At 61.2% G+C, this 24270-nt stretch carries 24 protein-coding genes and 2 pseudogenes; 18 read left to right on the top strand and 8 right to left on the bottom strand.

What is annotated here, in order from left to right; all coding sequences use genetic code 11:
* Positions 1-157 precede the first annotated feature (157 nt).
* The 5 genes from N8H22_RS00460 (at position 158) to N8H22_RS00480 (ending at position 3017) form a co-directional block, all read left to right on the top strand.
* Complete coding sequence (locus tag N8H22_RS00460) at positions 158-463, top strand: nucleotide pyrophosphohydrolase (protein ID WP_264588675.1); 306 nt, start codon at positions 158-160, stop codon at positions 461-463.
* A complete protein-coding gene (locus N8H22_RS00465) occupies positions 460-1209 on the top strand; it encodes a methyltransferase (RefSeq protein WP_264588676.1) in 750 nt (249 codons plus the stop codon). The genes N8H22_RS00460 and N8H22_RS00465 overlap by 4 nt, the downstream gene beginning before the upstream one ends.
* A gap of 17 nt (positions 1210-1226) precedes the next feature.
* Positions 1227-1823 (top strand): DUF4136 domain-containing protein, encoded by a 597-nt coding sequence (locus N8H22_RS00470; protein WP_264588677.1) that lies wholly within the window; start codon positions 1227-1229, stop codon positions 1821-1823.
* Positions 1824-1916: 93 nt separating this feature from the next.
* Positions 1917-2477, top strand: a complete 561-nt coding sequence (locus tag N8H22_RS00475; protein ID WP_264588678.1) for a DUF4136 domain-containing protein — start codon at positions 1917-1919, stop codon at positions 2475-2477.
* Positions 2478-2567: 90 nt separating this feature from the next.
* A complete protein-coding gene (locus N8H22_RS00480) occupies positions 2568-3017 on the top strand; it encodes a DMT family transporter (RefSeq protein WP_264588679.1) in 450 nt (149 codons plus the stop codon).
* A gap of 9 nt (positions 3018-3026) precedes the next feature.
* Here N8H22_RS00480 and N8H22_RS00485 read toward each other — a convergent pair whose 3' ends face one another.
* Positions 3027-3959, bottom strand: coding sequence for an SdiA-regulated domain-containing protein (locus N8H22_RS00485; RefSeq protein WP_264588680.1), 933 nt, complete (start codon positions 3957-3959; stop codon positions 3027-3029).
* A gap of 240 nt (positions 3960-4199) precedes the next feature.
* Here N8H22_RS00485 and N8H22_RS00490 point away from each other — a divergent pair, with 240 nt between their 5' ends.
* The 5 genes and pseudogenes from N8H22_RS00490 to N8H22_RS00510 all read left to right on the top strand — a co-directional run.
* Positions 4200-4493: a hypothetical protein gene (locus N8H22_RS00490; protein ID WP_264588681.1), complete on the top strand. Its 294-nt coding sequence runs from the start codon at positions 4200-4202 to the stop codon at positions 4491-4493.
* 96 nt (positions 4494-4589) lie between these two features.
* Complete coding sequence (locus tag N8H22_RS00495) at positions 4590-5966, top strand: MATE family efflux transporter (RefSeq protein ID WP_264588682.1); 1377 nt, start codon at positions 4590-4592, stop codon at positions 5964-5966.
* Between the two features lie 2 nt (positions 5967-5968).
* Positions 5969-6427, top strand: a complete 459-nt coding sequence (locus N8H22_RS00500; RefSeq protein WP_264588683.1) for a DUF2214 family protein — start codon at positions 5969-5971, stop codon at positions 6425-6427.
* A 75-nt stretch (positions 6428-6502) separates the two neighbouring features.
* Positions 6503-7618 (top strand): annotated as a pseudogene (locus tag N8H22_RS00505) (ATP-binding protein); the annotation flags it as partial.
* A 60-nt stretch (positions 7619-7678) separates the two neighbouring features.
* Positions 7679-8005 (top strand): annotated as a pseudogene (locus tag N8H22_RS00510) (response regulator); the annotation flags it as partial.
* A 44-nt stretch (positions 8006-8049) separates the two neighbouring features.
* Here the strand turns inward: N8H22_RS00510 and speA are convergent.
* The 3 genes from speA to thiO all read right to left on the bottom strand — a co-directional run bounded on the left by speA (position 8050) and on the right by thiO (position 11658).
* Positions 8050-9960, bottom strand: a complete 1911-nt coding sequence (gene speA, locus N8H22_RS00515) for an arginine decarboxylase (protein ID WP_264588684.1) — start codon at positions 9958-9960, stop codon at positions 8050-8052.
* 118 nt (positions 9961-10078) lie between these two features.
* Entirely contained in the window at positions 10079-10450 is a 372-nt protein-coding gene (locus tag N8H22_RS00520; protein WP_264588685.1) for a translation initiation factor Sui1, read from the bottom strand.
* A 113-nt stretch (positions 10451-10563) separates the two neighbouring features.
* Complete coding sequence (gene thiO, locus N8H22_RS00525) at positions 10564-11658, bottom strand: glycine oxidase ThiO (RefSeq protein WP_264588686.1); 1095 nt, start codon at positions 11656-11658, stop codon at positions 10564-10566.
* Between the two features lie 149 nt (positions 11659-11807).
* On the opposite strand from thiO, the gene N8H22_RS00530 reads away from it, so the two are divergent.
* From N8H22_RS00530 to N8H22_RS00565, 8 genes are all read left to right on the top strand, one after another.
* Positions 11808-12308 carry a GspH/FimT family pseudopilin gene (locus N8H22_RS00530; RefSeq protein WP_264588687.1) on the top strand — a complete coding sequence of 167 codons (501 nt, stop codon included), beginning with the start codon at positions 11808-11810 and terminating at the stop codon, positions 12306-12308.
* 173 nt (positions 12309-12481) lie between these two features.
* Positions 12482-12958, top strand: a complete 477-nt coding sequence (locus tag N8H22_RS00535) for a GspH/FimT family pseudopilin (RefSeq protein ID WP_264588688.1) — start codon at positions 12482-12484, stop codon at positions 12956-12958.
* 8 nt (positions 12959-12966) lie between these two features.
* Positions 12967-13515 carry a type IV pilus modification protein PilV gene (gene pilV, locus N8H22_RS00540; RefSeq protein WP_264588689.1) on the top strand — a complete coding sequence of 183 codons (549 nt, stop codon included), beginning with the start codon at positions 12967-12969 and terminating at the stop codon, positions 13513-13515.
* A 5-nt stretch (positions 13516-13520) separates the two neighbouring features.
* Positions 13521-14369 (top strand): prepilin-type N-terminal cleavage/methylation domain-containing protein, encoded by an 849-nt coding sequence (locus tag N8H22_RS00545; protein ID WP_264588690.1) that lies wholly within the window; start codon positions 13521-13523, stop codon positions 14367-14369.
* Positions 14366-15031, top strand: a complete 666-nt coding sequence (locus tag N8H22_RS00550; protein WP_264588691.1) for a PilX N-terminal domain-containing pilus assembly protein — start codon at positions 14366-14368, stop codon at positions 15029-15031. The genes N8H22_RS00545 and N8H22_RS00550 overlap by 4 nt, the downstream gene beginning before the upstream one ends.
* Positions 15032-15042: 11 nt before the next feature.
* Positions 15043-18546, top strand: coding sequence for a PilC/PilY family type IV pilus protein (locus N8H22_RS00555; protein ID WP_264588692.1), 3504 nt, complete (start codon positions 15043-15045; stop codon positions 18544-18546).
* Positions 18547-18551: 5 nt separating this feature from the next.
* On the top strand, positions 18552-18869 hold the full coding sequence (locus tag N8H22_RS00560; RefSeq protein WP_264588693.1) for a PilY2 family type 4a fimbrial biogenesis protein: 318 nt from the start codon (positions 18552-18554) through the stop codon (positions 18867-18869).
* A complete protein-coding gene (locus tag N8H22_RS00565; protein WP_272890660.1) occupies positions 18866-19294 on the top strand; it encodes a type IV pilin protein in 429 nt (142 codons plus the stop codon). Before N8H22_RS00560 ends, N8H22_RS00565 begins: the two co-directional genes overlap by 4 nt.
* Before the next feature lie 110 nt (positions 19295-19404).
* On the opposite strand, the gene ispH is transcribed toward N8H22_RS00565, so the two are convergent.
* The 4 genes from ispH to ileS form a co-directional block, all read right to left on the bottom strand.
* Complete coding sequence (ispH, locus tag N8H22_RS00570) at positions 19405-20349, bottom strand: 4-hydroxy-3-methylbut-2-enyl diphosphate reductase (RefSeq protein WP_264588694.1); 945 nt, start codon at positions 20347-20349, stop codon at positions 19405-19407.
* A 119-nt stretch (positions 20350-20468) separates the two neighbouring features.
* Entirely contained in the window at positions 20469-20906 is a 438-nt protein-coding gene (locus tag N8H22_RS00575; RefSeq protein WP_264588695.1) for a peptidylprolyl isomerase, read from the bottom strand.
* On the bottom strand, positions 20899-21402 hold the full coding sequence (gene lspA, locus N8H22_RS00580) for a signal peptidase II (RefSeq protein WP_264588696.1): 504 nt from the start codon (positions 21400-21402) through the stop codon (positions 20899-20901). The genes N8H22_RS00575 and lspA overlap by 8 nt, the downstream gene beginning before the upstream one ends.
* Positions 21403-21438: 36 nt before the next feature.
* Entirely contained in the window at positions 21439-24270 is a 2832-nt protein-coding gene (gene ileS, locus N8H22_RS00585; protein WP_264588697.1) for an isoleucine--tRNA ligase, read from the bottom strand.

The raw sequence follows: 24270 nt of genomic DNA on the forward strand, positions 1-24270 counted from the left end.
TGGTTGCATCAGTGTGGCCTGATTCCCTGATCCCGCACTGATGGCCGTCAACCTTCGGCACTGCCGGCAGCTATGTCGTCTGCCGCCCGAGGCACGCCTGACACTTGCGAGGCGTCGCCGGCTGACGGAAGCTAGCCGCCTTTTCCCGAGCGCCCGCATGAACATCGAACAGATCACCCAGCGCCTGCATGCCATCCGCGACCAGAATGACTGGCGCCGTTTCCACAGCCCGAAGAACCTGGCCATGGCCGCCAGTGTGGAAATGGCCGAGCTGGTGGAGATCTTCCAGTGGCTGAGCGAGGACGAGTCCTACCGCCTGTCGCCGGCCAAGCTCGAGCACGCCGGCCAGGAAGTCGGCGATATCCTGATGTACCTGCTGCTGCTCTGCGCCGAGCTGGGCATCGACATGGAACAGGCGCTACTGGCCAAACTGGCCGACAACGAGAGGCGCTTCGCCAAATGAGTGACCGGCATTTCGACGAACTGGCGGCACGCTTCGCCGAGAAGATCTATGGCGGCGCCAAGGGCGCGATTCGCCTCGCCGTATTGCAGGCCGACCTCGCCGAGGTTCTGCCGCAACGCCGGCTGCGTGTGCTCGACATTGGCGCCGGCCTCGGCCACATGAGTCTCTGGCTGGCACAGCAGGGGCACGACGTCACCCTCACCGAGCCCGCTGCGCCGATGCTCGAGGGCGCGCGCGAGCGCTTCGCCGCTGCCGGCCAGCACGCGCGGTTCATCCAGGCGCCCTGGCAGGAACTGGAAACGCAGGTCGACGATCGTTACGACCTGGTGATCTGCCACGCGGTGCTGGAATGGCTGGCCGAACCACAGGCGATCCTGCCGGTGCTGCACCGCCTGGTCGCCGCCGATGGCTGGCTGTCGCTGGCGTTCTACAACCGCGACGCGCTGATCTACCGCAACCTGCTCAAGGGCCACTTCAAGAAGCTGCGCAGTCAGTCCTTCGCCGGCGAACGGCAGAGCCTGACGCCGCAGCAGCCACTCGATCCGCGTGAGCTGGCAAGCCAACTCGAGCCCCTCTGGCAGGTCGAACACCGCAGCGGTGTACGCGTTTTCCACGACTACATGCCCGCCGATTTCCAGGCGCGTACCGATCCGACCGAGCTACTGGAAATGGAATTGGCCTACCGTCGGCATCCCACCTTCGGCGGGCTCGGACGCTATCTACACTGGTTGTGTCGACCACGCTGAAACGGTCGGGAGGTTCCATGCTGATCCGCCTCGCAACTTGCCTGTTCTGCCTCGCCCTTGTCGCCTGCCAGCGGGACAATCCCTATAGCGACGCGGCAGCTCCGATCCCGCCAGCGCCTCCGGCTGCCGACGGTGCGATCGACCGCAGCGCCTACCCCGCCGCACCGGTGGAATTCTCCGGCTACCGCTACTGGCGCTGGCACAGCCCGCCGGCCGGGACCGGCTCGCTGGCGCCCGAGGAGCTGCAGGACATCGTCGCCAGCGCCCTCGACCAGCGCGGCCTGCGCCCGGCGACGACCGCGAACCAGGCCGACCTGCAGGTCAGCGCCACGGTGCGCAGCGAAACCCGTCTGCGCCAGGTCTACGACGACTACGGCACCTACTATGGGCGCGGTCGCTACGGCAGCGATTACGGCATGTGGGGCAGCGCGCCGCTGATCCGGACCTACCGCGAAACCGTACTGGTGGTGAATCTCGAGTTCTTCGACCCACGGCGCGCGGCCGTGATCTGGAGTAACCAGGCGGAAACCCGCGGCGACGGCGAGCGCAGCCAGCTGCGTGATGCCCTGCGTGAGGCAGTGCAGCGCGCTCTGGCCGCCTATCCGCCACGCTGAGCGGCAACCGGCTGCGACAAACCGCTCCGCCGCGATCACGCCATCCGGCCGGTACCGGCATACACTCGACACATTCACCCACGGAGACCGCTCATGTACCGCCATCTGCTGCTGATTCCGCTGCTGGTAATGCTCGCCGCCTGTCAGACGGCGCAACTGCAGCGCGACTTCGACCCCAATCGCGACTTCAGCGTTTACCGCAATTGGAGCTGGAAGGAGCCGGCACTGCAGTATCGCCCGGACGATCCACGGGTTCGCAGCGACCTCACCGAGCAGCGCATCCGCACAGCGGTGAGCGAACAGCTCGACCAGCGCGGGCTGCGCCCGGCGACGACGGGCACACCGGCACAGGTTCTGGTGCAGGCCTGGCTGATCGTCGAGCAACGGACGCAGACCTATACCAGCCTGTCCAACGGCGCCTGGGGCAGCCCGTGGCCGGGCTTCTGGGGCGGACCGATGTATACCGACACACGTACCGTGGACTATCAGGTCGGTACGCTTCAGATCGACTTCTACGATGCCGTCGACGGCAAACTGGTCTGGCGCGGCAGTGCCGAGCAGATCCTGCCGCGAAACGCCGGCACCCCGGCCGAACGCACGGGCATGCTGCGCGAGACCGTGGCCAAGGTTCTGGCGCAGTATCCTCCTCGCTGAATCCTCCTGGTAGGCGACCATCACCGCCACTGGCCAGGCGTCGACGGACTGTCCATACTGCCGCGCCTATTCGACTTGGGAGTCCTGTGCATGCCTGCTGTAGCCTGGTGGCTGCTCACTCTGCCATTCATCGCCGGGGCATTCCTGCCGGTGCAGGCGGGCATCAACGGCCAGGTCGCACGCCACCTCACCAGCGTGATGGGCGCGGCGCTGCTGTCGTTCGCCGTGGGTACGCTGGCACTGTTGTGCCTGGTGCTGGTTCAGCGCGATCTGCCGGCGCTGCAGACGCTCAAGAGCCTGAGCTGGTGGCACTGGAGCGGCGGCCTGCTCGGCGCCTTCTTCATCGCCACCGCCGCCTTCGCCGCACCGCGCACGGGCGCCTTGCTGTTCATGGCATTGGTGCTGGCCGGGCAGCTGTCGATCGCCCTGCTGCTGGACCACTTTGGCTGGGCCGGCTTCCGCCAGGCGCCCGTCAGCGGCGGCAAGATCGCCGGCCTGCTGCTGATCTTCGCCGGGGTCTGGCTGATCCAGCGCGGCTGACGATCGGGGTTAGTCCCGCTCGAAGGCATAGAACAGGTTCGGCTCGCTGACCAGATAGAGATTGCCCCGCCGGTCGAAGGTCATCCCCTCAGCCTGCGGCACGCTGCGCTGCAGACCGGCAAAACCACTCCACAGCGAACGGAAGCTGACCATGCGGCCGTTGGCATCGAGCTCAAGCATCATCTTCGCCTCATCACTGAGCAGCACCAGGTGACCGGTACGCTCGTCGAAGTGCACCGAGGCCAGGTCGCTGGCCATATCCTTGTCTTCGATCCAGGCTTCGCGATCGATGATTTTCAGGTCCATGCGGCCTGCCAGGCTGGCGCGAATGCCCCGGATCTCGTAGAGCTTGCGCGGCGAGTGCTCCTTGACCACGAACAGCCGATCGCCTTTGCGGTCGTAGCCGACGCCTTCGAAGCCGCTGTTGTCCGGCGCGTGCAAGCCGAGGCTGATTGACTGATAGTCGGCGCGCCGCAAGGGTCCGCTGGTTGTAGGCAGCGGCACGATGACCAGCGACTGGCTGCGCTCCTCGGCCAGCAACAGTAGGTCGTCTCCCAGATAGGTTACCCCCTCGACATCGCTGAACCCCTGCAACCGATAGCGCCCGATGAGCCGGCCGTCCTTGCCCAGCGCCAGCAGCTCCTCGGGGTTGTTGACCACTGCCCACAGCTGGTCCCGCCGCTCATCGTAGGTGAGCCCGGAGAGGTTGTTGGCCACGCCGTCCACCGCCAGCGCTTCGGCGCGCACGCGGTATTCAGGCAGCCACAGGCTGCGCTCGCTCCATCGACTTTCGTGCCAGGCGGTGCGCAGCGAGTAGAACAACCGCTCGTCCAGGTGGAACGTGGTGGTGGCATAACCGCAACAGAGCATGAGCAGGCCTGCCAACCACACTTGCGGGCGCAACCCGCCCATCAGGCCCAAGCGTTTGGACGCCTCTCGCATCGTCTGCTCTCTCGTTTGACTGGCCCGCCCACACTGCGGGGAAAGCTTTGCAATTGAATGACGCTGACGACACGCCCCGCTCACGACACGAATAGCCAAGCGCAATACCGACTGTGCCAAGCTCTCGAGGTTCCCCTGCCAAGCGATTACGCTAACGGAACTCGCCGACGCGATCGGCAGCCAAAGCGGGGACGGCAGCACGCGCGGAGCGGCGCCATCTCAACGGAACGGGAGAGCAGCATGCGGGTGGAAGGCGTCTTCGAATGGTTGGGCCAGGCACTCGGAACGGTGATTCGCTACATCGTCGAGGCGCTTAGCGGCTTCTTCGGTTTTTTCGTCACGGCCGGTCACGATTTCCTCGAGGGCCTTTCGCGCACACTGGGCATGGATCGCTCGCTGCTGAGCCTGGCGGCTCTGGTGATCGGCCTGCTGTTGCTGGTGGCGGCGCTTCGGGCGTTCTTCCGCCGGGCCTTCATCAGCGGGCTGATCTGGCTGTTTCTCGGTCTGTGGCTGTTGAGCTGGCTGATCGGTTAAGCCAACCGCGCACTGCGGACGGCAATCAGGGCAGCCGCGGCGGCTGATTTCCGCCGCATGGCCACGTATAGTTCCGGGTCGTTCTGGAGTTTCCGCATGTCCCGGTTGCTCGCCGCCTGGCGCCATACCCCGACACATCAACGAGTCTGGGCGCTGGCCGCGCCGATGATCCTGTCGAACCTTTCCGTGCCGCTGGTCGCGCTGGTGGACAGCGCCGTGGTCGGCCATCTGCCGCATGCCCATCAGTTGGCAGCGGTCGCCGTCGGCGGCAGCCTCTACACGCTGCTGGTCTGGGTGATGGGCTTTCTGCGGATGGGTACCACCGGCTTTGCCGCCCAGGCCAGTGGTCGGCGTGACGGCGGCGCGCTGCGTCAGGTATTGCTGCAGGGCCTTGCACTGGCACTGGGCTTCGGCCTGCTGCTGGGCCTGCTGGCACTACCGCTGAAGGGCCTGGCGTTGCAACTTATGCAGCCTTCCGCCGAGCTCGACAGCCTCACCCGTGAATACTTTCATACCCGCCTGCTTGGGTTGCCGGCCGCCCTGGCCAGCTACGCCCTGATCGGCTGGCTGCTCGGCACGCAGAACGCCCGCGCGCCGCTGGCGATCCTGCTCACCACCAATCTGACCAACGTCGCGCTCGATCTCTGGTTCGTGCTCGGCCTGGATTGGGGCGTCGCCGGCGCGGCGCGGGCTTCGGTGATCGCCGAGTGGAGTGGCGCACTGCTCGGTCTGACGCTGGCGCGCAGCGCGTTGCGGCGCCATCCCGGCCGCATCGACTTGCCCGCGCTGCGCCGCTGGTCGAACTGGCGGCCGCTGATGGCGGTCAATCGCGACATCTTCCTGCGCTCACTGGCACTGCAACTGGTGTTCTTCCTGGTCACGGTACAGGGCACCCGGCTGGGCGATGCGACCGTGGCGGCCAATGCGCTGTTGCTGAACGGCCTGCTGCTCACCGCCCATGCGCTGGATGGCCTCGCCCACGCCGTGGAGGCGCTGAGCGGGCATGCCATCGGCGCTTGTGATCGCAAGGCACTGCAGCGGGTGATGGTGGTAGCCGGAGGCTGGTCGCTGCTGGCCAGCATGGCTTTCGGACTGTTCTTCCTTTTTGGCGGTCAGTTGTTCATCCACCTGCAGACCGACATCCCCGAGGTACGCCGGCTAGCGCTTCACTACCTGCCGTATCTCGCGGCGCTGCCGCTGGTGGCGGTGTGGAGCTATCTGCTCGATGGTCTGTTCATCGGCGCCACCCGCGCACGCGAGATGCGCGACAGCATGCTGCTGGCGGTGAGCCTGACGTTGCCGCTGGGCTGGTTGCTGCAGGGGCTAGGCAATCATGGCTTGTGGCTGGCTTTTCTGAGCTTCATGCTGATGCGCGGCCTGTGCATGGGGTTGCTCGCCCTGCGCCTGCAGCGCCGTGACGCATGGGTTACCGGAAGCCGGCAGACCACCGGACATCCCGTCGAAGGAGCCTGAACATGGCGTATGCCATCGCTGCCTATCTGCACTTCATGGCGATCTCTTTGCTGTTCGCGCTGCTGCTGCTCGAGCATCACCTGTTCCGCCAGCCACTGACGCTGGAGCGGGCCCGCAGTCTGTTCCGCATCGATATCGTCTTCGGCATCAGCGCGGCGGTGGTGCTGGCGTCCGGCATCGCCCGTGCGACCTTCTATGGCAAAGGCCTGGACTATTACTTGAACAACAGCCTGTTCCACGCGAAGGTCGGGCTGTTCGTGGCAGTCGCGATCCTGTCGATTTACCCGACCCTGACCTTTCTACGCTGGCGCCCCGCTCTCACCGAAAGCCAGGCACCACGTGTCTCCAGCAGCACCGCCAGATGGGTTACGGCGGCGATCCGCCTGGAACTCATGCTGCTGCTACTGATCCCACTACTCGCGGTGTTCATGGCGCGCGGCTTCGGCGTAACTGCCGGCTGATCGACGCATTTCGCCATAGGAGCCAAAATCCATCGTAGCCTGACCTGACCGAATCACATTCAACCGAGATGCCCCATGGCCGATCATCCTGCGTTCCAGCTCTCCAGCGAGAACTACGAAGTTCTGGTGAATGCCGTCGTCGACTACGCCATCTACATGCTCGATCTGAACGGCCATGTGATCAGCTGGAATGTCGGTGCCGAGCGCATCAAGGGTTACAGCCGCGAGGAGATCCTTGGCGAGCATTTTTCCTGCTTCTTCACCGAGGAGGATCGCCTCGGCGGCAAGCCCGACCTAGCTCTGAACACGGCGAAGAATGGCGGCCGGTTTCAGGACGAAGGTTGGCGTCTGCGCAAGGACGGCACGCGGTTCTGGGCGCTTACGGTGCTCGATGCGGTATATGACCGCCAGGGCAGACTGATCGGGCTGGCCAAGATCACTCGCGACATCACCGAACGCCACGAAGCACAGCAACGCCTCAACGAAGCACGCGAGCAACTGCTGCAGTCGCAGAAACTCGAAGCACTCGGCCAGCTCACCGGCGGTCTTGCGCATGACTTCAACAACCTGCTGACCATCATTCGCGGCGCCGCCGATCTAGGCTCACGAAAAACCACCGACGCGGGCCTGCTGCGCCAGTTCGAGGCCATCCGAAATGCCGCAGACCATGGCAGCAACATCACTCGCCAGTTGCTGGCCTTCGCCCGGCGCGAACCGTTGCGCCCCCAGATCATCGGCCCTAGCGAGACCTTGCGCAGCACCGTTCAGCTGCTTCGGCAATCCCTGCGCAGCGAGTTGCAGCTGACCTGCGACATCCCCTCCGGTCTGCCCAGCATCGAGGTGGACCCGAGCCAGCTGGAGCTGAGCCTGCTCAACCTCGCGGTCAACGCCCGCGACGCTATCACCGGCGCCGGCACCATCCACTTGAGCGCAACCTGCTGCGAACTGCACGACCAGTACGACGGCCTGCAGGGGAACTTCGTCGCGATTAGCCTGCGCGACAACGGCTGCGGCATATCCCCGGAGTTCGCCCAGCGGGTATTCGAGCCGTTCTTCACGACCAAGCAGTTCGGCCAGGGCACGGGCCTCGGCCTGAGCCAGGTGTACGGCTTCGCCAAGCAGTCCGGAGGGGACGTGCGGCTACACTCTGAACCCGGCAAGGGCACCACGGTCACTTTGTATCTACCGACCCGCACGCGGCCTGACATCGATGCGACTGACCAGCCGGCCGCCAAACACATTCTGCTGGTCGAGGACGACGTCAATCTGGCCCAGGTATGCAAGGACATGCTGGAGATGATGGGCTTTCAGGTAACGCTGGCACATGACGCTGCGACCGCCATGCAGACGTTCAACCAGCTGCTGCCTGTGGATCTGCTGTTCAGCGATATCCGCATGCCCGGCGGCACGAACGGCCTGGAATTGGCCAACCGGATACGTCAGCGGCAGCCGGAATTGCCGGTGTTGCTCACCACCGGTTTCAGCGAAGCACAGCGCAGCGAGGCGCTGATCTACCCATTGCTGAACAAGCCCTACACCTACGAAAGCCTGTCGCAGGCGATTAGCGAGCTGCTGTAACTACGACGCCGCCGCTTGACCGCAGCCAAGCGGCAACGGGCCACTCAGGGCGTCAGGTAGGACGAGCGCGTCAGGCCTAGGCGCAGCGCGTCGATGTACTGGGTGCGTTCCTTGGCGCTCAGCTTGGCACTGGCCACCTTGTCACGGTAGTAGGTCATCAGCTCCTCGGGCGACAGGTGCACGTAGCGCAGCATGTCCTCGATTGTGTCGTGGGTCTCGATGCCGGCGTGGTAGTAGCTGCCGTCCTCACGCTGATAGACGTTCACCGAGTCGGTGTCGCCGAACAGGTTGTGCATGTCGCCGAGAATTTCCTGGTAGGCGCCGACCAGGAACACGCCGAGGAAGTACTCCTCGCCAGGCGCCACCTCGTGCACCGGCATGCTGCTCTCAATGCTCTGCTCGTCGACGTAGTGCTTGATCTTGCCATCCGAGTCGCAGGTCAGGTCCTGCAGCACCGCGCGGCGCACCGGCTCTTCGCTCAGGCGCTGCAACGGCACGATGGGCAGGATCTGGTCGATGGCCCAGGTATCCGGCAGGCTCTGGAACACCGAGAAGTTGCAGATGTACTTGTCCGCCAGCTTGTCGTTGAGCTCGTCGAGCACCGCGCGGTGCGAGCGCTGACGGGCCTTGAGCTGGTTGTACAGGCGCCGGCAGATGGCGAAGTAGCTCTGCTCGGCCAGCGCCTTCTGCGCCAGGGTGAGCTTGCCGGAGGCGTACTGCGCGCCCGCTTCACTCATGTAGTGCGTGGCGCGCCAATAAGTCTCGGTGACCATCTCCGGGTCGGTCGGACCGAGCAAATCGGCCAGCGACTGAACGATGTCCGGCAGCTCGTCATAGTTATCGATCTGCGGCACTTCGTCGTTGTGTCGTTCGATGTCGGTGACCTGCATGACCAGCACCGCATGGTGCGCAGTCATCGCTCGGCCACTCTCGGAGAAGATGTGCGGGTGCGGCAGTTCCTGCCGATCGCAGAACTCCTTGAGCATGCCGACCACGGTGCCGGCGTACTCGTCCATGTCGTAATTGATCGAACTGGCGTTGCGCGAATGGGTGCCGTCGTAATCGACCCCCAGACCGCCGCCAACATCGATGTAATCCACCGGCAGATTCAGCGCACGCAGCTCGGCGTAATAGCGGATCGCCTCGCGGAAGCCCTGACGGTAGTCGGCCAGATTGGCGATCTGCGAGCCCATGTGAAAGTGCAGCAGGCGAATGCCCTGGTCCATACCCACCGCGCGGAAGCGTTCGATCACCGACAGCAACTGCGCCGCCGATAGGCCGAACTTGGAGCGCTCGCCGCCGGTATCAGCCCACTTGGACGATGCCAGCGACGACAGCCGCACGCGCAGGCCAACCTGCGGGGTCAGCTTGAGCTCGTTGGCCTCCTCGATCACCAGGCCGACCTCGGACTCCTTCTCGATGACGATGAACACGTTGTGCCCGAGCTTCTGCCCCATCAGCGCGAGACGGATGAACTCCCGGTCCTTGTAGCCGTTGCAGACGATGGTGCCGCCTTTCGGCGCCAGCGCCAGCACCGCCATCAGCTCGGGCTTGGAGCCCGCTTCCAGGCCGATCGAGACGTGCTGCGTAGCGATGATGTTCTCCACCACCGCTTCCTGCTGGTTGACCTTGATCGGGTACAGCGCGGTGTACTTCGCGCCATATTCGAGCCGCTCGATGTTCGCGTCAAAGGCCCCGGTCAGTCGCCGAACGCGGTCCTGCAGGATGTCTGGAAAGCGCACCAGCAGTGGCAGCGAAAGCCCCGCTTCACGCAACTGGTCGATCAGCCGGTTGAATTCGATCGGCGCCCCGTCGCGCTGCGGTCGCACCTCGACACAGCCCTGATCATTGATGGCGAAATAACCGGCGCCCCAATGGCGGATGCCATAGATGCTGCGGCTGTCCGCGGCGGTCCACTGGCTGCCGTCGTCTTTACGTGTGCGTCTTACAGGCATCAAGGCCTCCCTGAACATGAACTCTTGCGCCGCGCGGGTCGTACAAAGCCGGCGGGACTAATCGGGTTGGACAGCCTGAAGCTGAGAATCGCGCAAATGCGCGCTGCTGCTTGCTTGCTCAACCTCCGGACTTCTTCGCCTGGAAGCCGCGCTTGGTAAGCTCGTCAATCAGTAGCTGGACGTGTTCGCCCTGGATTTCGATCACGCCGTCCTTGAGCGCGCCCCCGGTGCCGCAGCGACGCTTCAGCGCACTGGCAAGCTCCTTGAGCTCGGTCTCGGCCAGCGGTACACCGCTGATCGTGGTGACTGTCTTGCCCCCACGCCCCTTGCTCTCGCGGCGCACGCGAGCGATGCCATCGCCTTCGGGAATCAGCGTCCGCTTGCAAACACACGCATCGACCGGCTGGCCGCATTCGGGACAATGCCGCCCGGTGTCGGTGGAATAGACCAGCCCGCCCAGGCCGGCCAGAGAAGTGGTTTTCTTGGCCACGCAAACCTCGTCGCAAAAGAAACAGCCCCGGCAAGCCAGGGCTGCAATGCGCAGAATTTAGCAGCAAAGCCTACCGGCTCGCAGCAATCGCTGCCGCTTGCCGGTGCTTGGAGCTAGAGTCGAGCGCCCGGCGCATAAGGCGCCGGGTCGATGATCGGCTCGCGCCCGAGCATCAGATCCGTCAGCAACTGGCAGGATGCCGGCGCAAGCACCAAGCCATTGCGGAAGTGCCCGCAGTTCAGCCACAGCCCTTCGTAGCCATCCACCGGCCCGATATAAGGCACACCGTCCGGCGAGCCGGGACGCAACCCGGCCCAGTGCTTGACTACCTGAGCGTCGGCCAGCGCCGGCAGCAGTTCGCACGCGGTCGCCGTGAGGCTTTCCAGTGCCTCGGCCGTCGGTGTCTTGTCGAAGCCGACATCCTCCAAGGTGCTGCCTACCAAGATATGGCCATCGCGGCGCGGGATCGCATAACGGCGCTTGGCGAGAACCATGCTCGGCAGGAAGTCCTCGGCGCATTTGAACAGGATCATCTGTCCTTTCATTGGCTTGACCGGAAGCTCGAGTCCCAGCGTTTCGAGCAGCGCACCGCTCCAGGCGCCTGCCGCGACCACAACGCGGTCCGCCAGCATGGAACCCTGAGCAGTCCGCACGCCGGTAATTCGCTCGCCTTCACGAATGAAGCCCTCCACCGCGCACCGCTCGATCAGCCGGACATTCGGCAGTTGTTGCAGTGCGCTGTGCAACGCCCGCAGCAGACGAGGGTTACGCACGTTGGCGACGCCTGGCATGAACACCGCACGCTGGAACCCCTCGCCCAGCGGCGGCACCGCGGCATGCACCTGCTCCATCGGTACCGACTGCAAAGGCCGGCCATGCTGGCGAGCCCAGGCGAGCGCCTCGTCCTCGTCGTGCAAATCCAGCCAGTACAGCCCCGTCTCATGCACCTCCGGATCGACACCCGTCTGCGCCAGCAACTGCTCGCCGAGCTGCGGATAGTAATCCTGCGACCAGTGCGCCAGCGCCGTAACGGCCGGGCTGTAGCGCCACGGATAAAGCGGCGACACGATCCCGCCACCCGCCCAGGAAGCTTCGCTGCCCACGGCACCAGACTCCAGCAACGCCACCGACTCTCCAGCCTGTGCCAAGTGATAAGCAGACAACAGGCCGATCACCCCTCCGCCGACGACGATCACTTCGTGATTCACATTCCTCTCCACCCATTTGGTTCACATTTCTGCCACCCCCGACTTGACTGGGCAGCTGGCTGCTTTAAAAGAACTTCTGCCAATGTTGCGCCCTGACGCGCAAAGGATGCCAGGACGGCTGAACATCATAAGTGCAAGGGATCCGCACGATGTCGAACCGAAATCAAGGCTTCACGCTTATAGAGTTAGTGACCACGCTAACAATCGTCGCAGTTGTCATATCGATCGCTGTTCCTGCGCTATCCGAACTGATAGCCCGGGAACGGCAACACGCTCTACTAACAGAACTTTGGACAGCAGTGCAGAATGCTAGGGCAATCGCGGTTGTGCAGGCCGAAACAATTGAACTTTGTGGCACAAATGACGCGGCCAACTGCACATCCGATTGGACCAACGGCTGGCTAGTTCAGCGGCCCGCCTCCCAGCAAGTGCTCAACGCCACACTCATCCCCACCATCGACCAGCTGCGCTGGAAAGGGCTCGGGAAAAGCATCCGCTTTCGGAGCAACGGAACCACTGTCAACAACGGCACGTTTTATCAATGCCATCGCCAGAAAGTCGCATGGCAGTTGAAGCTCAGCCGGCAAGGTCGCCTAAGACTGACAACGCAGGCAGAGAACAAGCAGGACAACATGCTCTGCACCGAATGAATGCACCATGACGAGCAATCGAAAGGAGGGGGCAGACTACTACCGAGACGCTGCTCACAATAAAGAAACCCAGGATACCGGCTGTCCAGACAAACTGGCCGACTATCTCCGTAGTCAGGACACCGCAGCGTATCGAATCCATTATCCGCTCAAATATTTTAATGGAGTGCACCATGTCTCGCCGTAACGACATGCATGGATTCAGCTTGATCGAACTGATGATTACCTTGGCACTACTGACCATCGTGGTCACCATCGCGGTCCCCAACTTTACGTTCTTTATTCAGAAAACCCGCCTGCAGAGCAAGGCCGACGACCTCATGAGCCTGCTGCAGTACGCCCGGGGGGAGGCAGTAACACGACGTTCCACTGCCGTAATTACCGTTGATGACGACGGACCGTGGATTCTTAATGTTGGCGGCGATGAGCGCCAACTGGAGCACATCCCTGCCCAGGCTCAGATGCTTGCAGACGTAACAGAGGTGACCTATCGCCCCAACGGCACATCCACCGCCGCCGTTATTACCTTGTGCCTGGATGACAATCCAGACACTGGCTTCGTCGTTGAGGTCCAGGCCAGCGGTGCAGCACGAATGCACCCCCGCGGCAAGAAGATTGATGGAAGCGCATTGACGAGTTGCACACCGTGAGGAAAGACATGAGACATAGTAAAGGCTTTAGCCTGATCGAAGTGATGGTCACCTTGGTGCTCACCACAATCGGCATTCTCGGCATGGTGGCAATGCAAGGGCGCAGTCTTCAGTACACGCAAGACTCGGTGCAAAGAAACGCAGCAGTGATGCTTGCCGGCGACTTCGTCGAAATCATTCGAGCCAATCCCGACGAACTGTTCGAAAACGCACCGCCGACGGCCCCCTTCTACAGTGGCTTCAAAGACAACTCCCCCTTCTACAAGAAGGCAGGAATCAATTTCACCACCGCCCCGGAAGATTGCGTTGCCAATCCGAAAAGCGCACTCGAAATGCGCGACTGCTGGGTCGCAACAGCGCAAGCAATGCTGCCAGGTGCGGCCGATCTCTTCGAAAACTCTTTCTATATCTGTCGCAGCTCAACTCCCGGCACCTGTAACGACAAGGGCTCCATGCTGGAGATCCAACTGGCTTGGGCGGTCAAGGCCGGCACCTGCCCCGACGACAGAGCTCCCAACGATACCACCTGCATCTACAGAACTCGGGTAGAACTATGAGAAAGATGAGCACGTATTGGCAGCACGGGCTATCCATGATTGAACTCCTGGTGGCCCTTGCCATTAGCAGCTTCTTGCTTCTCGGCATCAGCCAGATTTATCTGGATAACAAGCGCACTCACCTCTTTCAGCAAAGCCAGGCGGGAAATCAAGAGAACAGCCGCTTCGCTGCACTGATGCTCAACGAGTATCTGGCCAAGGCTGGTTATCGTCGTGCACCCGATCAACTCATCGAAGATGCGTTTCCAGAGAAGACTTATGCCGGATGCAAGCAGTTCGGCGAAGGGAGTGCGCTATCAGCGACAAACGATGGGCTGGGTATCTGTCTCCGCTATCAGCCCGTTTTCAGCGGCGAGCTAGATTGCCAAGGCAATGCCAGCCCCGCTTTCACCGATACGACAGCCTTCAAAGCTGCTCCGGCAAGCAGTCTCATAGTGTTAGCAATCAAATACGTTCCCGGCACCGAGCCCCAGAACTTAGACGCGGGTACTCTCGAGTGCAGCAACCTAACCGCCGACAACCCAAGTTATGTGGAACTACTTACAGGTGTAGCTGATTTTCGTCTCGAATTCGGTGTAGGGGGCGCTGATCTGTTGGAGAAGAAGCTGACCGAGGGCAGCGGTCGTTTTGTCAGTTCAGCTACCTGGAGCGAGAACGACGGACCTATCCGAGCGGTGCGCTATTCGATGCTGCTAGCCAGCCGGGAGAATCAGCGCGATGGTGAATCACTGATCTACAGCAACTGGTATGACTCCGCGGATGCCACCACCAAAGCGCGTCTTGCCGAGGGAGATAAAAGCCGCATTTACCAAGTAGCGAATGGAACCCAGACAATCAGGAACCTGATGCCATGAGAACTTTTTCCCGCTCGCGTGAGCGTGGCGCAACCCTGCTTGTTGCCTTGGTCATGCTACTGATTCTGACAGTGCTGGCTGTATCCAGCATGCGTGGTGTGGTACTCGAATCCCGAATAACCGGCAACCGAGCAGAAAGCCTGCGACTGCAAAGTGCGGCCGATGCGGCACTGCGCGAAGCAGAGTTCCGATTCTACGGCCCGGGGTATCTGCGAGACAAACTTGAACCTAGTGAAATTAATTGCCAAAAGAGCAACGTCCTGCAAATCAACGGCGCCAACCGCCCCTGCTTGCTCGCCATTGTTGACCAGGCGGACCGCCTCAGCTTCATGCTAGATCCGCTCGGCTTTCTCAAGAACAGTTCGGCGGAAAACAAGACCGGGGCGGACACCACGGCCGCAGGCGATACCGACTTCGTTACCTGGATGCCTTACCGCGGAAGGGAAGCCGGCAACGACAACGTCACCGAGACCGATTTAGATGCTTATTGGAACACTCATCTGATCACTGTCGGTGAAGACGACGCAACCGCTCTGAATGTCGAGTACGGAGCGGTCATGGAAGGCCGCGGCACTTATTTCTATCAGGTCAACGGACAGGCTGATGACCGACTGACGCTGCAGTCAACGACTGCAAACGTCTATGTCGGCCTGAACAATTAAGGGAAACGGACATGAGCCAATACTATTTCACTGCCGCAAAGTTGTTGACCGCAACGACACTTGGAATTGCCGTTTTCAGCGCACCGCTCAGCCTTCTTGCTGCCGTATCGCAACAGCCACTCTCACTCACTGAAGGCGTCGCCCCTAACCTGCTTGTAACGCTGGATGACTCGGGAAGTATGGCGTGGGCCTACGCGCCCGACGGGATCGCCACATCAACCAATCTTGGCAGAAGGGCTTGGCGATCCAATTCGTTCAACTCCATGTACTACGATCCAGCGACCAACTATCGAGTTCCCAAACAGGTCAGAATGGTCGACGGCGAGGTTATTGTAACCGACTACCCCACACCCACTTTCACTAACGCCCCTCAGAATGGTTACAGCACTAGCAGTACGAAAGTCGACCTTTCCAAATATTTCCGAGCGCAAGGAAGTGGAACAAACTTTATTAGCACATGTGGCACAGGAATATTTCCCGCAGGCGTCTGCAGTAACGGATACGCTCCCGCGCATTATTTCCAGTACACCATCAGTGCCAGCTGCCCAGAAAAGAACCCATCCAATAGTAATGACTGCTATACATACACTGACGTAGACGCAAGCCAACAAACCAATTTCGCCATCTGGTATTCGTTCTATCGCACGCGGAACCTCGCCACACGCTCGGCAGCAAACCTGGCGTTTTATTCGCTACCCAATAACGTGCGCCTGACTTGGGGCGCGCTGAATACCTGTTATATCGGCACTGGAAGTACCACTGGGAACTGCAGTAACAACACAATCAAGGCTTTTTCCGACCAGCATCGCGTCAACTTCTTCAATTGGCTGGGTGCTCTTCCACAATCGGGCGGCACGCCCCTGCATAACGCACTGAAACGTGCCGGTGGATTTCTGCAAAACAATACCAAGGCGTACAGGGACGATGACGGTAGCGAGTATGCCTGCCGTGCCAGCTATCACATTCTCATGACGGACGGCATGTGGAATGGCCGGCCTAGTGGGAGTACCAATCATGATGGGAGCCTCGACTACCCGTACAAGGATGATCAAGCCAATACCCTTGCTGACTGGGCTTACCACTATTGGGCGACCGACTTGCGCTCCGGCTTGGCGAACAAGGTGCCCCCTTATTTACCAGAAGGTGCGGACAGCAAGGACCCCCGTTACGATCCAGCCGACTGGCAACACATGGTCAACTTCACCGTAGGCCTGGGACTCACCAACTCGCTACAACTGAGCAGCGCGCCAACCTGGGGAGGTTCAACGTTCGCCAACCATGATGAACTGATGAACATGGCGACCAACGGCAAGCGCTGGCCCTGGGTCGGCGATGACGATCCGGACAACGTCTACGATCTCTGGCATGCCGCGATCAACTCGCGCGGCGAGTTCTTCAGTGCCGATTCACCTGACAGTCTGGTTGCAGCCTTTGCCACCATCCTCAGCCGTATTGGTGATCGTACCTCTTCGGCCGCTAGCCCCGCCATCAACTCAGGCATGCAGGACGACGGCACAGGCGGGCTGGTGAGTTATGCCTACCAGACCTCCTATTCCAGTAACGAAAGCTGGGCGGGAGATATAAAAGGCTATCTGAAAGCAAAGACCTACAATACAGTCACCGGCCTTTTCGACGTGACCACCACGGAAAAATGGAGTGCTCGTGAAAAGCTTGCCAGTCTGGGAACCAATCGCAACATCATGATTGCAGCACCGACTGGCGGCACACTGGGCGATACGGATGGCCTTACGGAGTTCAGCTGGAGCCATGCAGGCGATGCCGGCACCCCTGGCACGCTCGCTTATTACCTGCGTCAGGACCCTGACGATGGCGACACGCTGGAAACGGACAGCGCTAATGCGCAGCTGCGTCTGGACTTTTTGCGCGGCGACCGGTCCTTGGAGGACACACTTTTTCGTAAGCGCTACACAGTTCTCGGCGACATGATTGCGTCGAAGCCGGTAACAGTGCGCGGCGCTCGCTACCTAACCAGCTATGCAGAAAGATTGCATCCTGGCGGAGATTACTCCGACTTCGTTGAAGCTAAGCGGGAAAGGGCACCACGCGTCTATGTAGGCGCCAACGACGGGATGTTGCATGGCTTCGATGCAACGACAGGCCAGGAGACGTTCGCGTTCGTTCCAACGGCAGTCTTCCCGAAGCTCCATGAGCTCACGGGCAAAAGCTACCAAGGCGCCCACCACCAGTTCTACGTCGATGGCTCTCCCGTGGTTGCCGACGTTTTTCTGGACGGTGAATGGCGAACTGTGCTGGTTGGAAGCCTGCGTGCCGGTGGAAAGGGCTTGTTTGCTCTGGATGTAACCGACCCTGACAGCATCAAGCTTTTGTGGGAGTTCCATGACAGTGCAATTCCCGACACCAATGATGTCCGCCTGGGCTACAGCTTTCCGCAACCAACCGTCGCCAGGCTGCATAACGGCAAATGGGCGGTGGTCACAGGGAACGGCTATGAGAGCGACAACAAGGACAATGGCAAGGCTGCCCTGCTGATCATCGACATGGCAACCGGCGAGTTGACCAAAAGCCTCGAGGTCACTGGTACCAATGGCGTGGCCAACGGTTTGTCGACGCCAAAGTTGGCCGACTTCAACGCCGACGGCGTGGCCGACTTTGCCTATGCAGGCGATCTGCAGGGCAATCTATGGCGCTTCAACCTCACGCCTGAAGACATGGAGGCGCCTTACACCCGGCAGGACAATGAAACCACCGCGGCAGAAAGCGGCTTCAAGGTCTCCTATTCGAACAAGCCGCTATTCAACGCGATAAGTGAAAGTAACACTCGCCAACCCATTACCGCGGCGCCGTCAATCATCCGTCACCCCACGCTGCACGGTTACCTGATCGTGTTCGGTACCGGCAAGTTTTTCGAAGAAGGTGACAAGGATGGCTCCTCGGTCAAGCAGAGCATCTATGGCATCTGGGACACCGACACCCTCGATCCAGACGGCGCACTGCAACCCGCTAGCTTGGCTCGAAATGATCTCCAGGCACAGACAATGAATGCGGTGCTCGAAGCCGAGGTTACCGGACGCGAGGCTCGCCTGCTGTCGCAGAACGCTGTCAAGTGGGCAATTCCCCCAACCCCGACCAACCCACAGTGGACAGACAATGACGGCCACAAATATGGTTGGTACTTCGACCTACAATTGAGCAGCGAAATGGTTATCGAGAACATGGTCACCCTTGGCCGGACATTGTTCTTCCAAACCTTGGTACCCAACGCTGATCCTTGCGCGTCAGGCGTCGAAACTTGGACCTACGCGATAAATCCGCAGAATGGCGGACGTACGCTGCACCACGCGTTCGTCGATCACCGCAGTGCCAATAACCCCGACACGGTCATATCAGCTGTACGCCAGGATGGCGAAGGCGGCCTGACGCTTGGCCAGAACCCGGATAGCAAATACCAACTGTGCACAGGCCTTGAGTGCAAGCAGGTGTATCCGGATCCATCCAGCCTAGGCCGCCAGAGCTGGCGCCCAATAGTGGAGTAACAGCTGTGAACTACAACAAATTTTTCCGACCACTAATAGCGCTGTCCGCAGGACTGCTCGCCGGCACCGCCCATTCAGCGTCCTTCGAGGGAGTTGGCAGCATCGACGATGTGCAGCTTGGCAGGAACCTGATCGTCGTTCAGGAAGTTATCTACGCACTCCCCAACAATACGATGCTTAACGGAACACCCGCGATCCTCCAGTTGAAACCAGGCTATCTGATCGGCTTCAGTGGGATCGAAGCATCGCCGCACTCAATCATTGAATCGATCTATCTTTATCCAGAAACGGTACGTGCTGTAGAACAAGGAGAACGGCCATGATGTCGAGGGCTAACGGCTTCACGCTGATCGAGCTGATGATAGTTGTAGGCATCCTCGGAATACTTGCGGCGATTGCCTATCCCAACTACACCGAGTACGTGCAACGAAGCAACCGTAGCGAGGGGCATGCCTTGCTGAACGATGCTGCGGCAAGTCAAGAACGTTTTTTCGCCCAGAACAATAGCTATATAACGGCGGCCGCGGATATCGCAAAATTGGGGCTGCGAGGAACCAACGGCACCACCGTCACCTCGGACAATGGAAAGTACACCCTGGCCGTGGGCACAGTGGCAAACGATGGCGGCTACACACTAACTGCGACACAGCAGTTCGGTGACGCCGCCTGTGGCAACCTGACCCTCAACGCGCGGGGCGTAAAAGGCCGCAGCGGGGCTGGTAAGAGCGTCGAGGCGTGCTGGAAGTAACCCAACACCAGATCCAGAACAAGGGCATCCGGCATTGCCGGGCTCCCTTGCTGGAACTGAAATACCCACGCTTCGCTGCTTAGCGATATCACAGCGAAGCGCTTAGCGCATTAAACGGTCTTCACCCTCAATTCTTTCGGCATCGAGAAGGTCACGTTCTCCGGCCGTCCCTCCAGCTCGTCCATGCCGCTAGCTCCCCACTCCTTGAGCCGGTCGATCACCCCGCGGACTAGGACTTCCGGGGCTGATGCGCCAGCAGTAATGCCGATGCGCTCGATGTTCTCGAACCACTCGCGTTTTAGATCCTCGGCTCCGTCGATCAAATAGGCAGGGGTGCTCATGCGCTCTGCCAGTTCACGCAGACGGTTGGAGTTGGAACTGTTAGGGCTACCGACTACCAGCACCACATCGCACTCATTGGCCAGTTGCTTTACTGCGTCCTGGCGATTCTGCGTGGCGTAGCAGATGTCGTCCTTGCGCGGTCCACCTATGCTTGGGAACTTGCTGCGCAGGGCATCGATGACCCGACTGGTATCGTCCATCGAAAGCGTAGTCTGGGTGACGAATGCCAGTGCTTCAGGATTGCGTACTTGCAGCTGGGCGACGTCCCTTTCATCCTCGACGAGGTAGATCTCCCCGCCATTGCGCGCATCGTATTGCCCCATGGTGCCTTCCACTTCCGGATGGCCCTGGTGGCCGATGAGAATGCACTCGCGCCCTTCACGGCTGTACTTGGCGACTTCCAGGTGCACCTTGGTGACCAGCGGGCAGGTCGCGTCGAACACTTTCAACCCTCGCTGCTCCGCTTCCTGGCGCACGGCCTGGGAGACGCCGTGCGCGCTGAAGATCACGATGACATCGTCCGGCACCTGGTCCAGCTCCTCGACGAAAATCGCACCGCGCGCACGCAGGTCTTCGACGACGAACTTGTTATGCACGACCTCATGACGCACATAGATCGGCGGGCCGAAGACTTCCAGAGCGCGGTTGACGATTTCGATGGCGCGATCTACACCCGCGCAGAAGCCGCGAGGGTTGGCGAGTTTGATTTGCATGGTGAGTCTCGGCACGCGAAGGCTTGATGACGGGAAAGTGTAACGCGATACACGTGGGCATTCTCGGACGCCCTTTCACCAGCTAGCGGAAACGAGTGCCTCCGCCAGCTGCGAGCCGGTTACACCGGCTTGACGTCGATGATTTCGACTTTGAAAGTCAGGGTCTTGCCAGCCAGCGGGTGATTGAAGTCGACGGTGACCTGTTTTTCGTCGAACGCCTTCACCACGCCCGGCAACTCGGCGCGCGCAGCATCCTGAAAGCTCACCATCAAGCCCTCGGAGAGCTCCATCCCCTCGAACTGACTACGCGGCATAACCTGCACATTCTGTGGATTGATCTGGCCAAAGCCCTGCTCCGGTGCGATCTGCAGAGTGCGCTTGTCGCCAGCCTTGAGGCCGTAGAGTTGCTGCTCGAAGCCCGGCAGCAGGTTGCCGTCACCAACCTTGAAGGTTGCGGGCTTCCTGTCGAACGTGCTGTCGACCAGCTCGCCCGTTTCCAGGCCAAGCGCGAAATGCAGGGTGACTTCCTTGTCCGGCCCAATGCGCTGTTCAGTCATGTGCGGATTCTCCGGTCTTGTTGCCCTTGAACATGTCCAGCGCCAGCATCACGGCGCCTACGGTGATAGCGCTGTCGGCGATATTGAACGCGGGGAAATACCAGCGATTCTGCCAATGCACCAGAATGAAATCGACCACATGGCCGAGCACGACGCGGTCATAGAGATTGCCCAACGCACCGCCTAGCACCAGCGCCAACGCGACCGCCAGCCAAGTCTCGCTCGCCTTCAACTTTTTGAGCCAGACCACCAGCACGACGCTCACGCCGATGGCAATGAGCGCGAATAGCCAACGCTGCCAGCCGTTGTGATCGGCGAGGAAGCTGAACGCAGCCCCGGTGTTGTAGGCCAGCGTCCAGGCGAAATAGCCCGGAATTACATCGACCTTCTGGTACAGGCTGAAACTGGCCTCAAAGTAGTGCTTGGTCGCCTGATCGAAGGCGATCACCAGCACACTGAGCCACAGCCAGGCGAGCCGACCGAAACGCGCACTCATTGCGCAGCCTCCGGCTCGCTGACCGCCCGGCGCATATCACGCATAGTGACGAACCTCACCAGCCCCTTCGATATTCTCCACGCAGCGGCCACAGATTTCCGGGTGCTCGGCGTGGCTGCCGACGTCCGCCAGGTGGTGCCAGCAGCGGCCGCACTTGCTGTATCCGGTCTTGTTGACCACAAGCTTAAGGCCGGGCAGCTCGCTTTCCACGGCCTCGGCTGGCGCCTGAGCCAGTGGTGCGATATCGACAGCAGACGTGATCAGCACGAAGCGCAGTTCGTTACCCAGCTTGGCCAACTCCGCAGCCAGCGCGTCTTCCGCATACAGCGTGACTTCCGCCTGCAGGTTGCCACCGATGACCTTGGCGTTGCGCTGGTTCTCCAGCTCCTTGTTCACCGCCGCCTTGACTGCCATGACCTTGTCCCAGAAGGCGCGATCCAGCTCGGCGTCCTGTGGCAACTCGATCAGGCCGGTGTACCAAGTGTTGAGCATCACCGACTCGTTACGCTCGCCCGGCAGGTACTGCCAGATCTCTTCGGCGGTGAACGCCAGGATCGGCGCGATCCAGCGCACCAGCGCCTCGGCGATGTGGTACAGCGCGGTCTGGCAGGAGCGTCGCGGCAGGCTGTCGACGCCGGTGGTGTACTGACGGTCCTTGATGATGTCCAGGTAGAAGCCGCCCAGCTCCTGTACGCAGAAGTTGTGCACCTTCTGGTAGACGTTCCAGAACTTGTAGGTGGTATAGGCCTCCTCGATCTCGCGCTGCAGCAGCAGCGCGCGGTCGATGGCCCAGCGGTCCAGGGCGATCAGCTGATCGTTCGGCACCATGTGCTGCGCCGGGTCGAAGCCGTCGAGATTGGAAAGCAGGAAGCGCGCCGTGTTGCGGATGCGCCGGTAGGCATCGGCGCTGCGCTGCAGGATCTGCTTGGATACCGCCATCTCGCCGGAATAGTCGGTGGCCGAGACCCACAGGCGCAGGATGTCGGCGCCCATGCTGTCAGTGATCTCCTGCGGGGCAATCACGTTGCCGAGCGACTTGGACATCTTGCGGCCGTTCTCGTCCACGGTGAAGCCGTGGGTGAGCAGGCCCTTGTACGGGGCGTGGCCGTCGATGGCCGCGCCGGTCAACAGCGAGGAATGGAACCAGCCTCGATGCTGGTCGGAGCCTTCCAAGTAGAGGTCGGCGCGCGGTCCCTGCTCGTGACCCATGGGGTGCGAGCCGCGCATCACATGCCAATGGGTGGTGCCGGAATCGAACCAGACGTCCAGGGTGTCGTTGATCTTCTCGTACTGCGAGGATTCATCACCGAGCAATTCGGCCGGATCGAGCTTGAACCAGGCTTCGATACCTGCCTGCTCCACCCGCAGGGCGACAGCTTCCATCAGTTCGACGGTGCGCGGGTGCAGCTCGCCGCTTTCCTTGTGCAGAAAGAACGGGATCGGCACGCCCCAGTTGCGCTGGCGAGAGATGCACCAGTCGGGGCGACCGGCGATCATGCCGTGCAGGCGTGCCTGGCCCCAGGCGGGGACGAACTCGGTCTGTTCGATGGCATCCAGCGCACGGCGGCGCAACGAGCTGCCGTCGTGGGCGACTTTGTCCATGCCGACGAACCACTGCGCCGTGGCGCGATAGATCAGCGGGGTCTTGTGCCGCCAGCAGTGCATGTAGCTGTGCTGGATCGACTCGTGCTTGAGCAGCGCGCCGACTTCGGCGAGCTTCTCGACAATCGCCGGGTTGGCCTTCCAGATGAACTGGCCGCCGAAGAATGGCAGGTCCGGGACATAGACACCGTTGCTCTGCACCGGACCAAGAATGTCGTCGTTCTGCATGCCGTAATGCTTGCAGGAGCGGAAGTCGTCCTCACCGTAGGCCGGTGCCGAGTGAACGATGCCGGTACCTGCTCCAGTTTCGACATATTCGGCCAGATACACAGGCGCGAAGCGCTCGTAGAACGGATGGCGGAAGCGGATCAGCTCCAACGCCTTGCCTTCGCAGCGAGCGATGGTTTCACCCGACAGGCCGTAGCGCTGCAGGCAGGACTCGACCAGCTCCTCAGCCAGCACCAGCAGGCGCTCGCCAGTGTCGACCAGCGCATAGACGAACTCGGGATGGACGTTGAGCGCCTGGTTGGCCGGAATGGTCCAGGGCGTGGTGGTCCAGATCACGATGCTGGCGGACTTGGCCAGATTCGGCAGACCGAACGCAGCAGCCAGCTTGTCGGCGTCCTCTACCTCGAAAGCAACGTCGATGGCATCGGATTTCTTGTCCTGGTACTCAACCTCCGCCTCGGCCAGTGCCGAACCGCAGTCGAAGCACCAGTTCACCGGCTTCAGGCCCTTGAAGACGAATCCGCCCTCGACCAGCTTGGCCAGAGCACGGATTTCCCCCGCTTCATTGGCGAAGTCCATGGTCTTGTACGGGTTGTCCCAGTCACCCAGGACGCCGAGGCGGATGAAGTCGGCCTTTTGCCCTTCGATCTGTTCGGCCGCGTAGGCTCGGCAGCGCTCGCGGGTCAGATCAGCTGGCTGATTCTTGCCGAAGGTGGTCTCGACCTTGTGCTCGATCGGCAGACCGTGACAGTCCCAGCCCGGCACATAGGGCGCGTCGAAGCCGGCCAGGGTGCGCGAGCGGACGATCATATCCTTGATCACCTTGTTCACCGCGTGACCAATGTGAATATTGCCGTTGGCGTAGGGCGGGCCATCGTGCAGGACGAACTTCGGGCGACCTTCGCCGATCTGCCGCAGCTTCCGATACAGGTCAATACTGTTCCAGCGCTGCAGAATCTCCGGCTCGCGCTGTGGCAGACCGGCCTTCATCGGAAATGCCGTGGACGGCAGATTGAGGGTCGCTTTGTAATCGGTCAT

It is taken from the genome of Stutzerimonas sp. S1 (assembly GCF_025966695.1).
GTDB lineage: Bacteria > Pseudomonadota > Gammaproteobacteria > Pseudomonadales > Pseudomonadaceae > Stutzerimonas.

Coding starts and splice junctions, on each gene's coding strand:
- N8H22_RS00460 (WP_264588675.1), top strand. CDS start 158: ATGAACATCGAACAGATCACCCAGCGCCTGCATGCCATCCGCGACCAG.
- N8H22_RS00465 (WP_264588676.1), top strand. CDS start 460: ATGAGTGACCGGCATTTCGACGAACTGGCGGCACGCTTCGCCGAGAAG.
- N8H22_RS00470 (WP_264588677.1), top strand. CDS start 1,227: ATGCTGATCCGCCTCGCAACTTGCCTGTTCTGCCTCGCCCTTGTCGCC.
- N8H22_RS00475 (WP_264588678.1), top strand. CDS start 1,917: ATGTACCGCCATCTGCTGCTGATTCCGCTGCTGGTAATGCTCGCCGCC.
- N8H22_RS00480 (WP_264588679.1), top strand. CDS start 2,568: ATGCCTGCTGTAGCCTGGTGGCTGCTCACTCTGCCATTCATCGCCGGG.
- N8H22_RS00485 (WP_264588680.1), bottom strand. CDS start 3,959: ATGCGAGAGGCGTCCAAACGCTTGGGCCTGATGGGCGGGTTGCGCCCG.
- N8H22_RS00490 (WP_264588681.1), top strand. CDS start 4,200: ATGCGGGTGGAAGGCGTCTTCGAATGGTTGGGCCAGGCACTCGGAACG.
- N8H22_RS00495 (WP_264588682.1), top strand. CDS start 4,590: ATGTCCCGGTTGCTCGCCGCCTGGCGCCATACCCCGACACATCAACGA.
- N8H22_RS00500 (WP_264588683.1), top strand. CDS start 5,969: ATGGCGTATGCCATCGCTGCCTATCTGCACTTCATGGCGATCTCTTTG.
- speA (WP_264588684.1), bottom strand. CDS start 9,960: ATGCCTGTAAGACGCACACGTAAAGACGACGGCAGCCAGTGGACCGCC.
- N8H22_RS00530 (WP_264588687.1), top strand. CDS start 11,808: ATGTCGAACCGAAATCAAGGCTTCACGCTTATAGAGTTAGTGACCACG.
- N8H22_RS00535 (WP_264588688.1), top strand. CDS start 12,482: ATGTCTCGCCGTAACGACATGCATGGATTCAGCTTGATCGAACTGATG.
- pilV (WP_264588689.1), top strand. CDS start 12,967: ATGAGACATAGTAAAGGCTTTAGCCTGATCGAAGTGATGGTCACCTTG.
- N8H22_RS00545 (WP_264588690.1), top strand. CDS start 13,521: ATGAGCACGTATTGGCAGCACGGGCTATCCATGATTGAACTCCTGGTG.
- N8H22_RS00550 (WP_264588691.1), top strand. CDS start 14,366: ATGAGAACTTTTTCCCGCTCGCGTGAGCGTGGCGCAACCCTGCTTGTT.
- N8H22_RS00555 (WP_264588692.1), top strand. CDS start 15,043: ATGAGCCAATACTATTTCACTGCCGCAAAGTTGTTGACCGCAACGACA.
- N8H22_RS00565 (WP_272890660.1), top strand. CDS start 18,866: ATGATGTCGAGGGCTAACGGCTTCACGCTGATCGAGCTGATGATAGTT.
- ispH (WP_264588694.1), bottom strand. CDS start 20,349: ATGCAAATCAAACTCGCCAACCCTCGCGGCTTCTGCGCGGGTGTAGAT.
- N8H22_RS00575 (WP_264588695.1), bottom strand. CDS start 20,906: ATGACTGAACAGCGCATTGGGCCGGACAAGGAAGTCACCCTGCATTTC.
- lspA (WP_264588696.1), bottom strand. CDS start 21,402: ATGAGTGCGCGTTTCGGTCGGCTCGCCTGGCTGTGGCTCAGTGTGCTG.
- ileS (WP_264588697.1), bottom strand. CDS start 24,270: ATGACCGATTACAAAGCGACCCTCAATCTGCCGTCCACGGCATTTCCG.